We start from the raw sequence: 12,828 nt of genomic DNA, 5'->3' as shown, positions 1-12,828 counted from the left end.
ACTACCTTGCAACTGGATCATGCGACCCCTGAACAACTGCGCCAGTGGGAAAGCGAACTGGCCGCCGACTACAAAGCCATCGTGGAGCAAAACCTCAACCTTGATTTGACCCGCGGCAAACCGTCACCGGAACAATTGAGCCTGTCCGATGCACTGGACGGTATCTTAAACGGTAACTACCGCGCCGAGGATGGCACCGATAGCCGCAACTACGGTGGGCTGGATGGGCTGCCCGAGGCCAAACGCCTCGGCGCCGATATCATGGGCGTTGACCCCGCCGACGTTTTGGTGGGAGGCAACAGCAGCCTGACCTTAATGTTTCAAATGATGCTCACCGCGCACCAGTTTGGACTGACCGGCCCGGACAGCGCCTGGAAGCACGATGGCGCCGTGAAAGTTATCTGCCCGGTTCCCGGTTACGATCGTCACTACACTGTGTGCGAACAGCTGGGTATCGATATGGTTACGGTGCCCATGACTGCTCAGGGTCCAGACATGGACGCGGTGGAAGCACTCATCAAAAAAGACCCGGCTATCAGAGGCATGTGGTGTGTGCCCAAGTACTCCAACCCTACTGGGGTTGTCTACAGCGATGAAACTGTGGAGCGCATTGCGGCGCTGGGCAAAATCGCCAATCCCAATTTCCGCGTATTTTGGGACAATGCCTACGCCGTGCACGATCTAACCGACGACGCGCCCGCATTGAGCTGCATCATGAGCGCCTGCAAGCGCCTGGGGACGGAAGATTCCGTGTTGCAGTTTGCTTCCACCTCAAAAATTACCCACGCGGGCGCCGGTGTGGCCTTTGTTAACGCCAGCCAGGCCAATCTGAAGGGCCTGAAGGCCTTTTTGAGCACCTGCACCATAGGTCCCGACAAGGTCAACCAAATTCGTCACGCCCGGTTCCTCCCCAATCGCGACGCCCTACTCGCCCATATGAAGGCTCACGCAGAACTTTTGCAGCCGCGATTTGAAGCGGTGTTAAGTGCACTGAAGGAAGCTTTTGCGGACACAGACCTGGGTGCCTGGGAAGCTCCTGAAGGGGGTTACTTTGTGTCCTTCGACACCCGCCCCAACTGTGCGCGGGAAACCGTAAAGCTGGCGGCGGAAGCGGGTGTAAAACTGACACCAGCTGGCGCCACTTTCCCCTACGGAAAAGATCCTCAGGACTGCAATATTCGCATTGCACCTTCGGTCCCCAGCGTTTCCGAAGTAGTTTCCGCTATGAAGGTCTTTGTTATCTGCGTGAAGTTGGCATCGGTACGGGCTAAATTGGCGCAATCCTAAAAGTACCACCTCCCGCCGTAAACGCCTGAGCAGGCATGAGAATTTGCAGCACTGGTGAAAAAGAAGGCTAGAGCACGGGGCTAGGAGGGCAAGCGCAGGGTGAGTGTTCAGCAAGCCTCAAAAGAGGGACCTTTTGAGGCAGTCCCCATGGATGGGTCCACGACGTTTGCTGAACACTCACCCTGCGCTTGCCCGAGGACCTGCTTACGGAGCACTCAATTAACGTACGATAGGCGGGGGGACGGGCTTTTCACGAAAAGTGGCCCACAGAACGCAGGCACAAAAAAACCACCGGGGGTGACCACGGTGGTTTTTTAATATCCGGCTTTTGAATGAACGCTTAGCGAGCAGCGCCGCGCTCATCCATAGGCACGAGCACTACGGACGGCGCCCTAGCCTCGCGGGCGGCATCAGCAACGGCAACGTAGGTGCCTGCATGGGCATCGCCATGAGTTTGCACGATTACCGTGGCTTCGGGCAGCTCCGCGCGCATACGCTCAATATTAGAGCGCACGGCGTGCTCTTCTACCCGGCGGTTTTCCATCCAGATTTGGTTATCGCGGGTAATACGCACAACGATATTGGGATCCGCATCGGTCGGTGGCGGCTGATCGGTGTCTTCGGGCACATTGGTATCAATACCAATCTCCCGCACAAAGGATGCCGTCACAATAAAGAAAATCAGCATAATGAACACCACATCGAGCATGGGTGTCAGGTCGATGTCATTGCTTTCGTCTTGGCTACGGCCTTTCTTTCGTCTCACCGCGCTTACTCCCCGTTTGTTATCTGTCAACTGAAAAGGGCTTTATTAGCGGGCTTGAAGGCCCACCGGCTTTGCTAGCGATAAAGCTAATCGCGAATACTATCAGTTTTCGCCGCCCCCTGACCACCAATTTCTACGCCACGCTACAGGTCGCCAGCAAAGAGCCTTGCGGGACAAATCAGCCCTTACATGGCCTTCAGGCGTCAATAGTTTGGCGCCCTAACGTCTTCCTACCGAATAGGAACCAGGAGTTTCAGCGACTCGCTGCTCCGTGGTTTCCGAGAACAAATCCAGCTGGTGGAATGCCTGATCCTCTCGCAAATCCACAAATCGCACCCCCACTCCCAACAGACGCACCGGCCGGTTGTAACGGGCATAGGCTTGCGCGCACAGCTCTTGATAAGTGTCCCTGCGTAAGTCACTGCCGCTCCGCTCCAGGGTGGTGAGCGTGAAATCATCGAACTTCAACTTCACGAACGCTTTCACTACCAGGTAATCATCCTGCAAGCGGCGCAGACGTCTCTGCATATCCTGCAAAAGCGCTGGTAGTTGGTTCAGGCAACTGGGCAAATCGGGCAAGTCACTGGGATAGGTGTGCTCGACACTGAGGGACTTTCTCCGACGGCCAATGGTTACCGGTCGCTCATCCTGGCCGCGGCAAAGCTTATACAGACGTTCTCCAAAGACCCCAAAGTGCTCGCTGAGTTCAAAAACACTGAATTTCTGCAAATCACTACAAAACTCCACGCCCAAAAGAGCGAGTCGCCCGGCCGTGGCCTTGCCCACACCGGGAATCAATCGTACTGGCAGTTGGCGAACAAACTCATCCGTCTGGTCCGGACGAATCACAAACAAACCATCCGGTTTGCGCCAATCGCTGGCAATTTTAGCCAAAAACTTATTGCCCGCTACTCCGGCGGAAACACTGATGCCAATATTCGCCTTAACCTGGGCACGAATGTGTTCTGCGATGCGCGTGGCACTGCCCTGACAGTGCGTACTTTCGCTCACATCGAGAAATGCTTCATCCAAGGACAGGGGCTCTACCCGCTCGGTGTATTGGAAGAATATCTGCCGCAAAGCCTGCGAAGCCTCTCGATAGGCTTCCATGCGATGCGGAACGATCAATAAGTCTGGACACAGGCGCTGTGCGTGGGCGGAAGCCATCGCAGAATGAATACCGTAACGCCGGGCCTCATAATTACACGTGGAAATTACCCCGCGTCGTTCCGCCGAACCGCCCACGGCCATCGGCCGGTGACGCAGACTTGGGTCATCGCGCATCTCAATGGCGGCAAAGAAACAATCCGCATCGCAATGGATAATTTTCCGCATTTAAACCTTCATTTTAGTCAATACTGCATGGTGCAAAGCACCACTTTTACTGGGATTATATACAGCTATCGTCCTGGTTGCGACACATTGTGATCACTAAACTTCAGCGCCTTTTTAAACCCATTAATGGCTTTTATGCAGACACTCACGAAATCATAAAAATTTACTGTGCGGGCTCGGATTTGCCCCAAAAACTAAGAATTCATTCGGTTTTTAAAAAAAAGAGCAAAAAAAACCATTTTTTTTACCCAAATAGCGTTAAAAAACTTGAAATTTCGCCACAAAGTTTTAACTTAGTAGCCGTTCGACCTACTAGTTCTTTTAAGATACTTCAAAAACAAAATAAAGGATGCTCACCATGGCTGCACGCAAACAAAAAGCGGTTGATGATGTCGCTCAGTTGGAACAACAACTGGCACAACTGAAGACTCAACTTGTTAAGGCTCGCTCCAAGCAGGAAGCGGCCGCTCAAAAAGCGGTTACGTCTGCCACTAAAGACTCAACCAAAGCAACAGCACAACTTAAGGCTGCCCGCACCAAACTGGCCGCTGCCAAGAAAAAGAAAACCCCCGCCGCTGCCAAGCAAGCCGCTGCTGCCAAATCAGCCGTAGCTGCTGCTAAGAAGGCTTCCGACGCAGTTAAGGCCAACCTGGCCAGCGCTAAGCAGGAATTGGCCTCAATCAAAGCAGCCAACAAGATGGCTGCCGAGCATGAGAAGTCTGTAGCCAAGGCTGAAGCTGCTATCGCCAAGCGGCAAAAAGCGGCTGCTCGCAAAGAAGCCGCCAAAGCCAAGGCCGCCGCTAAGAAAGCTGCCGCCAAAGCCAAGGTCCGGGCCAAGAAAGCCGCTGCTAAAGCCAAAGCCAAGGCCAAAGCCGCTGCCGCCCGTGCCAAAGTAGCCGCCAAAAAGGCTGCCGCACGGCAAAAAGCCGCTGAGAAGAAGGCTGCACTTCGGGCCAAGCGCGTCGCCAAGAAAGCGACCACCAAGAAAAAGCCTTCAGCCAAGAAAACCACTCGCAAAGCGACCGCTAAAAAAGCTCCAGCCAAGCGGGTAGCTAAGAAAGCAGGCGCCAAGCGCACCGCTAAAAAAGCAACCGCCAAGCGGCCCGCCAAGAAAGCGACCGCTAAACGCGCGCGCAAAGCTCGGGCGAAAGCTAAAACCGCTTGATCCATACCCCGACATGTAGTCGGGTGAGCTGGTAACAAAAAAGGGCGCCCCATGGGCGCCCTTTTTCGTTCCTCTTGCTTTTACTTCGTCATTTCAGTGGCTCTTCATCCGCTTCTCGGCGCGCGCCTATCTCCAGACGGTGCTCGACGGTACTTGCCACAATGCAGCGCGCACGGTAGCGCAGCGCTTGCCCAACGATATCCCGGGCATTGAAATCAATCACGAAAACAAACGGTGGTTGCTCCCCCACTTCCGGCTCAGTTTCATAGCTTGGCTCCGGCATAGTATCGGTAAGCCATACCAGTTGGCTCATATTACCCACACGGTCTTGCAATTGAGCTTGGCAGGTTTCCCACAGAAGCTCGGCACGCGCCTGCTCCTCTTTTTGCCAAGCTTCGCGCCGCTGCTGCTCTTCTCTCTCCTGCTGCCTCTGTGCCCGCAACGCCTCTAATTCCTCACGCTGCCGCTCTCGTTCCAAGGCCAGCTCCCGCTCTCGCTGGTACTCTTTTTCCAGCTCCTCGAAGGAGATAAAGCCTTCGGGACGAGTACTGTCGACTTTCTTTAAAGTTAAGCCGTCCACCAACAAACTATAGGTTTGTCGTTCGCGATTGCGACAGGTAAAGGTAAACACCGGGTGTTCAAGGCTACTCCGATCCACCGCCACCGTACCGGTAATAAACTCTACGCAGCGGGACGAAGCGTCGACAAGCTGTGCGGCATCATAAAGTCTGGGTAAATGGCGCAGATAGCTCTGTGGAAGCCACAGTTGGTCTAGATCCACCGTCTGAGCATTGCTTGCAGCGGCCAGAGACAGCGCTAGGGCGGCGCTAAGGTGTCGGGGACTGGTCATGAGCTATCTGACTAAAGACGTAGGCGTAAAGCAATAGGCGGCGTTCTTCATCAGTTTCAGTAAACTCAATGCCGTAAACCACCGGCAGGTTCTGCGTACTCTCTTGGGTGCTGCGCTCTATGCGGGATCGGAGAATAGCTTCAATGGTCAAATCGCGCTCGATTCCGGCCACTTCAACTCGAGTTTGCAAAAGGATTTTATCGCCAATATCCCCCAAAACCGTGTCCAGTTCCAAGCGCGCACCCGTTACACTGATATCGGCCAACTTACCGCTGACTTGCTGCTCACTCAGCGCACTTAAATTGGTCGCGATTACTGGCTGTTCAACGCCCACACGGGTGGCACCGCGAACGCCCTTAAAACTGATATCTTTTGGGTGGCTCAAATAAATCAGGGGGTAGGGATCAGCCGTTTGCGCTTCTACCACGCTGGCAAAGGCGCCTACGCCATTGGCCACCATCATACGCGCAAGAATTTTTTGCCCCGGGCGAAAACGCACCAGACGGCCCCCGGAGCGGGGAACGGATATCAGCAAACTGCGCCCCGGAACAGCACCAATCAACCGGCAGGGCCAGCGATCGGACTGCCCCGAAGGGTCGGAGACCTGAATTTGCAGCGGATAACCAGGACTGAGTTTGAGCTCTTCAAATTTCATCGATAGCGGTCAGTTGTGATAGGAACCGCTTCAAGCATAGCAGACTCGAAGCGTCCGGGCAGGACTAGTCAGGAGCTTGGGCAGTGGCGTCGGTGGCAACCCGGTTGCCAAACTCGCCGTTCCACTCCAACAACAGGCGCGCCAAAGCCTGGGCTTGCGCGTGCAAGGCTCGCAGCTCTTCCAGTGTACCTTTGACGCCCGTGTACAGTTTCACCTGCCGATGCTTGTTGGCGAAGCTGTGCTGCGGATTCTGGGAGCGGTACACCTCCAATTTCCAGCGAAGGTTATGCACCGTGTTTCGATAATAGGTAAGTTTGGTCTGCAAGCTGATGGGCTGTATGGCTTCCAAATCGCCAAATACCCGGAAGTCCGATGCAAATACCATGACCTCTCGACAACTGGGGTCAGCAATGAGCGTTGCGGTACGCTCACTCCCCACTAACATGGCAAGATCACCGAATACCTCACCCGGTGTAATCAAATTTACCGGTTCACCCTGACATAGTTCATCGGGGAACACCTGCAGCCGGCCTTTGAGTAAAAAATACAACCACTGATCACGCTCACCACGCTGCAGAACCACTTCACCAGGAGAAAAACAGGCGATTCTGGAGTGCTGCAGCAAGATTTCAAACTGCCAATTATCCTGTTGTTTGATTGATTTGTAGAAGGGAACGGTGAGCAACAATTGCTCCAGCTTATCGCGAGGAAACTTTTGCAGGGGTCTGATTTCCATTGCTCTTCCTGGCCGGCTGACTGCTAAAAACAGCCCTTATTATTGGATCTCTTGATTCCAGGGGGCGGGGACGTCCCCCTGGATCAGCTCGCTGTGTGCGCAGGAAGCATCATAGCGTCGCGGCGCCAGCACTGACAACCGCGCGGCCCCAATTAACGCAAAAGGTTTAACGAAAAGGCGCGAAGGGGCAGCAGTAAATATGATAATTGCACAAAAATAGATCGATTTTTCTCCAAAAATGTGGACTTTGATGTACTATTAAGGGCAGAGAGTAAGGTTTTAGACGCCGGGGCGTTCACCTTTGGGGCAACCCAGGTGATTGGGGCTGAAACCTGAATATTGGGCTGCGCCCTCAGCCCGAGCGCAATAAAATAATTTCGGGAACAGAACTATGCGTAGATCCACTGCTTTTGTGGCCTTGATCGGCCTCCTGTGTTCGCTCTGGGCCAGTGGCCTCTGGGCGGCAACTCAATTGAACGGCTTGGCCGTCCATAACGAGCTGGGCAATGAACAATTCATTGGCGCCCTCTACCTCCAATCCTACAGCAGCGACCGAAATCAGATATTGTCTTCCGACGGCCGCAAGCGCATGGAACTGCGTATTACGGCGGATGATGGCATTACCGCGCGCCGCTTCAGCCGCATGTGGATTGAAGGTGTGGCCATTAACAACAGTGGCACCGTTCTGAATGAGCAGGCCGACAATATGGTGGCCTTCTCCAATCTGTTTAAAGGTCGCCTGGAAAAGAACGATGTGATCACCTTTAGTCTGGAGCCGGGGGATGGGGTGTTCATCGCCATTAACGACGTTGCCCTCGGCACCATCGGCAGCGACGAGTTTTTTAATGTTTTGCTCAGAACCTGGATCGGTAATGTCCCGCTTTCGTCCGCCTATCGGGCCAGCCTGTTGCAGGCTGGGGACGTATCTTCAGATTTGCGTCGGCGTTTTGAGAGCATAGAGCCATCTGATAGTCGACGCGAAGAGTTGATTGCCTGGACCCAACCACCAGAGCCCGCACAGCCCGCGCAAACCGCCCGAGCCTCAGAACCCACGCCCAGCCGCGAAGCGCCCAGGCCGGACATTGGTATCGGCTTGCCGGCTGTTGCCCTGGACATCCCGCGCCCGGATTTGCGCGCCTCGGAACCAGAGCCCGAACCGGAACCCGAGCCGCAGCCAAGACCAAGACCGCAACCTCAGCCTGAACCCGCGCCAGTGGTGGAAGAAGAGGAAGATGACGAGCCCATGTTAACGGCGGAGTCGCTGCGCGCCCAACAAGTCTACTTTTCTTCGCTGTTGCGCGAAATTCAAAGCCGGACTGAATATCCACGTCGCGCTATGCAGCGCAACCAGGAAGGTGAAGTACGGGTATCTGTCGTGATCAATCGGGCGGGGCAAATTATCAGTACGGAAGTGCTTGAAGAGTCCCGCTTCTCGATGCTCAACCGGGCCGCTCTGGACGCCGTCTCTGCCGCGGCCCCCTTCCCAGAAGTACCCAGTGCCATTGGTGGGCGTCAGTACGAGTTCGCAGTACCCTTCAACTTTATATTGCCGGATTGATCCTTTTGGGAGGCGGCTTGGCCGCCTCCCTGACCGGCCTTAAGCTTGTTCCTTCCCTGAGTACAACCCTGAGCGGCTAAAGCCTGCCTAAATGGTGCTGAATGACCTTGCGCAGACTGTCTCGCTCCAACATAGAATGCTTTTCCAACTGATCCAGCTGAATTGTGTGCAAATGTAAGCACGGGGTATCGGCGTTCAATTCCCGCAAATCACCTTTCATTAACACCGGCAACAATGGCCGATCCGGTGTGCGGCTCTGACCAACCACTCGTAAACCCACTTGCAGGGGAACCGTGCGGAATTTGGAGTTACCGCTGCGAAAGGGAATTCTGAGCAGCAGTCCATCTTTATCCCCCACTCTTCCGGGCACTATGTACAGACCCGTCGCGCTCACCGCCTCCTGGGGGATGCCGTTGAAGGTATCATGAGGCGCATAGGGGTTAGGGAGAATCACGAGCTTGCGCTCTTCTTCCTTAGGAAAGAAGATATTGTAGTTGGTGTAGATTTGCTCCACCGCGCCGGAATACACACAGAGCTTGTTTTCAAAGCCCATGACAAAGTCCGTCGCTTTCCGGCGTTGGCTGAACGCGTCTAGATCCCACACCAGATCCTTATTGTCGTCGGCAAAGCCCACCGCAACCCCCTCCGAATGAATTCGTATATGCCCTTTATAGCGGGCGCCCCCTGACCAAAGCCGCTCTTCAAGGTATCGGCAAGTAGGGGCTTTGCTCAAGTATAGTCAAGAGTCACGGGTCGTGGGATCGTATTTCGTCAAGAATCTCTCGCAACTCAGCCAGGCCCTGGTCACTGAACAAAAACCCCGAACGCCGCTTGCCCACATAGGTGCGCTCTTCAATGTCCATGCATCGTTGGCGGATTTGCTCCAAATAGGGGTCATGGCGCAAGGGGATACTGACAAACACCCGCCAGTCGTTCTCGGCGGCGCGCGCGTCCAGAACCAGCTCCAGAAGGGCGATTACATTAGCCCGATTAATTCGGTAGCGGGGCGTACGCACCCATACGAACACCCCCAGCAGCAGCGCAAAAACCAGCGCAGATAAAAGAATGGTTGCTAGCATCAGAGTCCTTCCCCGCGGCCAAAAGGTTTAGTGTTCGCGCGTTGCCCGTAGCGCCACGTCTGGATAGCGCTCTTCGGTCAAAGACAAGTTGACGCGTGTCGGTGCCAAATAGGTCAAGTGACCACCGCCATCCAGGGCGAGGTTGTCTTGGCACTTGTTTTTAAACTGCTCAAGCACTTTCGGATCTTCCGTCTCCACCCAACGGGCAGTGGCAACGTTAACCGGCTCATAAATGGCTTCCACCTTATATTCGTCTTTAAGGCGATAGGCCACCACTTCAAACTGCAGAACACCCACAGCGCCCACCACAATGTCGTTCTTGTTGAGCGGAAAAAATACCTGGGTGGAGCCTTCTTCGGACAACTGCTGAAGGCCTTTTTGCAACTGCTTGGTTTTGAGCGGATCTTTTAGGCGTATACGACGGAACAGTTCCGGAGCAAAGTGAGGAATGCCCGTAAACTTCAGCTCTTCGCCTTCGGTAAAGGTATCGCCAATCTGAATGGTGCCGTGGTTGTGTAAGCCGATAATATCGCCCGCCACCGCTTCCGCCACAGCGCTGCGATCCCCGGCCATAAACGTTACTGCATCGGCGATTTTAACGTCTTTCCCAATACGCGTATGGTGTACCTTCATGCCTTGGTGATAAGTGCCGGAGCAGATGCGCATAAACGCGATCCGGTCCCTGTGACGTGGATCCATATTGGCTTGAATCTTAAATACAAAGCCCGAAAATTTTTCTTCATCGGGAGCCACAAAGCGCTCTTTCGCTTCGCGGCCCAGGGGCTTGGGCGCCCACTCAACGAAGTCATCAAGCATTTCCCGCACACCAAAATTACCTAAGGCGGTGCCAAAAAACACCGGCGTCATACGGCCCGCCAAATAGGCTTCCACATCGAACTCAGGAGTCGCGCCGCGTACGAAGTCTATTTCTCCCAGCACACTTTCAACATCGCTACCCAACAACTCCCGCGCTTCGTCACTATCGAGCCCTTGAATGCGTAAATCTTCAGGAATACCACTGCCCTGCCCTTTTTTGTACAGGTGCACGGTATCGGTGTAGAGGTTGTAAACGCCTTTGAAATCTTGCCCCATCCCCAATGGCCAGTTGATGGGCACTGCTTGGATTTTCAGTACCGATTCGATTTCATCCAGCAGTTCCACTGGGTCGCGCGCTTCCCGGTCCATTTTGTTAATGAACGACAGAATGGGCGTGTCTCGCAGACGGCACACGTCCATCAGTTTGATGGTGCGATCCTCCACACCCTTGGCGCCGTCCAACACCATTAGCACCGAGTCGACGGCGGTTAACGTGCGATAGGTATCTTCGGAAAAGTCTTCATGCCCAGGAGTATCCAGAAGGTTTACTACCCGGTCCTTGTAAGGAAACTGCATCACCGAGGAGGTCACGGAAATGCCTCGCTCCTGCTCCATGCTCATCCAGTCAGACTTGGCGTGAGGACCGCGCTTGCCTTTGACCGAACCCGCCTGTTGAATGGCTTGCCCGAACAGCAACAGCTTTTCAGTGATGGTGGTTTTACCGGCGTCCGGGTGAGAAATAATGGCGAAAGTCCGCCGCTTGCTAACTTCCGAACGGATGATGCTATTGCTCATGAATACAATCTTCTGGGTCTATCGTGTGGATGTAGAGCGTCGCCGCAGAATGGCGCGCTGGGTAGTGGACTCAATCTGGCCGCTATTCTCGCCCATATCCCGTCCCGACTCAATCAGGCCTCGCGGGACACCCGCGCGATATGACGGCGCAGCCAAAACCAGGCCCACAGGCCGACACTGATATTGGCCAGGGCGGTGGCCACAAAAATGCCTTCCAGTTGCCAGAGCCACTGGCCTAATAGCGCCAAAGGCAGGAACACCAAAACCACGCGCGCCGCCGAAAGCAGCATAGCCGGCCAGGGTCGCGCCAGCCCGTTAAAGGCGGCGCTAACCGACATCACCACACCGTAGGCGCCGTAACTGAACGGCACCACCGCCAGGTAGAAAGCCGCCACCGTTAAGACTTCTTCCTGGTCACTGAACAGGCTCGCCAGAGCGCCGCCAAACATCCACAGACACACCGCGACCAAGAGGCCAAAGGCGATGGAAAAACGCGTTAATACTCGCTGCGCTTCGGCCATACGACCGTGCTGGCCCGCACCGTAGTTCTGTCCAAAGAAAGGCCCGATCACGCCGGATAAGGCGTAAAACACGATCAACATCAGCGGTTCAATGCGCATGGCGATCCCCAGCCCGGCCACCGCGTCGGTCCCATAGCGGGCCACCATCATAATAATCACCGCACTGGCCAAAGGAACAATCACGTTGGCCGCCATGGCCGGCACTCCTACGTGCACAATGATCCGCCAGGAGTGTCGCATCTGACTCCAGGCTACTAGCGGGTTCACCAGCAAATGCACCCGATAGTGAAGAATGTACAGGGCCACCAACATCATCAGCCCCCGAGTAATCAAGGTGGCTAAAGCTGCACCGCGTAACTCCATGGCCGGTGCGCCCAAAAGACCAAAAATTAGAATGGGATCCAGAATGGCATTGAAGATAGCCGCCGCACTCATCAGGTAACCCTGGATGTGGCTCATGCCCATAGCGCGCAATGCCGCCAAGCTCACCATGGGCACCATCAGGCAGGGCGCACTGAAATACCAGAGCGCCATATACTCCCGAATCAGGGGAATAAGGTCCGGGGTCGCCCCAAGGGCCAGAAATAAGGGTTCCAGAGTGAGCCAGCCCAAAAGGCAGGCGCCAACCGAAATCAGTAAGGTAAGACTGGTGGCATCGGTGGCCAGGCGCCGGGCTTTTTGTGCGTCACCCTCGCCAATGGCACGAGCCACGGCCGATGATGTGCCGGCGCCAAGACCGATACCCAAGGCGGTCAGCACCATCACCACAGGAAAGGTAAAACTGAGCGCCGCCAGGGGCCGACTGCCCAACTGGGCAACGTAGAACGTATCCACCACGTTGAACGACATAGTCGCCAACAAGCCCCAAACCATGGGCACCGCCATGGAGCGCAATTGGCCGGCGACGGGGCCTTCGGTCAGGGTTGCCGTGAGCTGCTGCGCCATAGAGTGCGGATTGCCTTAGTCGTCAGTGCGGCGTGAGAACAGCGCCGCAGTATACACCAGCGCCGACGAGAACGATGGATCCCCGTCCCTGATCGGAGTCGAGGATGACATTCCCTCAGCCCCGTTATGCCCCCAGCCCCCCGCTCCTACCTCATTCCCGCCCCACTCCTTCCCCTGCCCCACCCGTCATTTCCGTCTCACCCGTCTCACCCGTCTCACCCGTCTCACCCGTCTCACCCGTCTCACCCGTCTCACCCGTCTCACCCGTCATTCCCGCGAAAGCGGGAATCCATAAGCCGCCGTGACCCAAAGCAACTCTA

12 protein-coding genes are annotated in these 12,828 nt (G+C 55.2%); 3 read left to right on the top strand and 9 right to left on the bottom strand.

The genetic code is table 11. From position 1 onward, the window contains the following. Positions 1–6 precede the first annotated feature (6 nt). Positions 7–1,287: an aspartate aminotransferase type Ic gene (locus RBH33_RS00060; RefSeq protein WP_306730073.1), complete on the top strand. Its 1,281-nt coding sequence runs from the start codon at positions 7–9 to the stop codon at positions 1,285–1,287. Between the two features lie 340 nt (positions 1,288–1,627). Here the strand turns inward: RBH33_RS00060 and RBH33_RS00055 are convergent, their stop codons facing one another. Then, the gene (locus RBH33_RS00055; protein WP_306730072.1) at positions 1,628–2,053 is read right to left on the bottom strand and encodes an ExbD/TolR family protein; all 426 of its coding nucleotides are present in this window, start codon (positions 2,051–2,053) and stop codon (positions 1,628–1,630) included. Between the two features lie 219 nt (positions 2,054–2,272). Continuing rightward, positions 2,273–3,388 carry a DNA polymerase IV gene (gene dinB / locus RBH33_RS00050; protein ID WP_306730071.1) on the bottom strand — a complete coding sequence of 372 codons (1,116 nt, stop codon included), beginning with the start codon at positions 3,386–3,388 and terminating at the stop codon, positions 2,273–2,275. A gap of 358 nt (positions 3,389–3,746) precedes the next feature. Between dinB and RBH33_RS00045 the strand changes: the two genes are divergently transcribed. Next, positions 3,747–4,553, top strand: a complete 807-nt coding sequence (locus RBH33_RS00045; RefSeq protein WP_306730070.1) for a hypothetical protein — start codon at positions 3,747–3,749, stop codon at positions 4,551–4,553. Positions 4,554–4,641: 88 nt separating this feature from the next. Here the strand turns inward: RBH33_RS00045 and RBH33_RS00040 are convergent, their stop codons facing one another. The 3 genes from RBH33_RS00040 to RBH33_RS00030 form a co-directional block, all read right to left on the bottom strand. Continuing rightward, positions 4,642–5,403 carry a hypothetical protein gene (locus RBH33_RS00040; RefSeq protein WP_306730069.1) on the bottom strand — a complete coding sequence of 254 codons (762 nt, stop codon included), beginning with the start codon at positions 5,401–5,403 and terminating at the stop codon, positions 4,642–4,644. Continuing rightward, positions 5,381–6,058 (bottom strand): flagellar brake protein, encoded by a 678-nt coding sequence (locus tag RBH33_RS00035; protein WP_306730068.1) that lies wholly within the window; start codon positions 6,056–6,058, stop codon positions 5,381–5,383. The genes RBH33_RS00040 and RBH33_RS00035 overlap by 23 nt, the downstream gene beginning before the upstream one ends. A gap of 64 nt (positions 6,059–6,122) precedes the next feature. After that, positions 6,123–6,794 (bottom strand): cyclic nucleotide-binding domain-containing protein, encoded by a 672-nt coding sequence (locus tag RBH33_RS00030; RefSeq protein WP_306730067.1) that lies wholly within the window; start codon positions 6,792–6,794, stop codon positions 6,123–6,125. A 391-nt stretch (positions 6,795–7,185) separates the two neighbouring features. Here RBH33_RS00030 and RBH33_RS00025 point away from each other — a divergent pair, with 391 nt between their 5' ends. Beyond that, complete coding sequence (locus RBH33_RS00025) at positions 7,186–8,352, top strand: TonB family protein (protein ID WP_306730066.1); 1,167 nt, start codon at positions 7,186–7,188, stop codon at positions 8,350–8,352. 76 nt (positions 8,353–8,428) lie between these two features. Here RBH33_RS00025 and RBH33_RS00020 read toward each other — a convergent pair whose 3' ends face one another. From RBH33_RS00020 to RBH33_RS00005, 4 genes are all read right to left on the bottom strand, one after another. Then, positions 8,429–9,085, bottom strand: a complete 657-nt coding sequence (locus RBH33_RS00020; RefSeq protein ID WP_373568202.1) for a hypothetical protein — start codon at positions 9,083–9,085, stop codon at positions 8,429–8,431. 13 nt (positions 9,086–9,098) lie between these two features. Next, a complete protein-coding gene (locus RBH33_RS00015; protein ID WP_306730065.1) occupies positions 9,099–9,431 on the bottom strand; it encodes a hypothetical protein in 333 nt (110 codons plus the stop codon). Between the two features lie 27 nt (positions 9,432–9,458). After that, positions 9,459–11,042, bottom strand: a complete 1,584-nt coding sequence (locus tag RBH33_RS00010; RefSeq protein ID WP_306730064.1) for a peptide chain release factor 3 — start codon at positions 11,040–11,042, stop codon at positions 9,459–9,461. Positions 11,043–11,155: 113 nt separating this feature from the next. Next, positions 11,156–12,508: an MATE family efflux transporter gene (locus RBH33_RS00005; RefSeq protein ID WP_306730063.1), complete on the bottom strand. Its 1,353-nt coding sequence runs from the start codon at positions 12,506–12,508 to the stop codon at positions 11,156–11,158. Between the last annotated feature and the right edge of the window lie 320 nt (positions 12,509–12,828).

Origin of the sequence: Marinimicrobium hydrolyticum (assembly GCF_030848505.1) — a bacterium.
In the GTDB taxonomy this organism is placed as follows: domain Bacteria; phylum Pseudomonadota; class Gammaproteobacteria; order Pseudomonadales; family Cellvibrionaceae; genus JAVDDU01.
The sequence above is the reverse complement of the archived record's forward strand: the minus strand, read 5'-3'. Positions and strand labels throughout refer to the sequence as shown.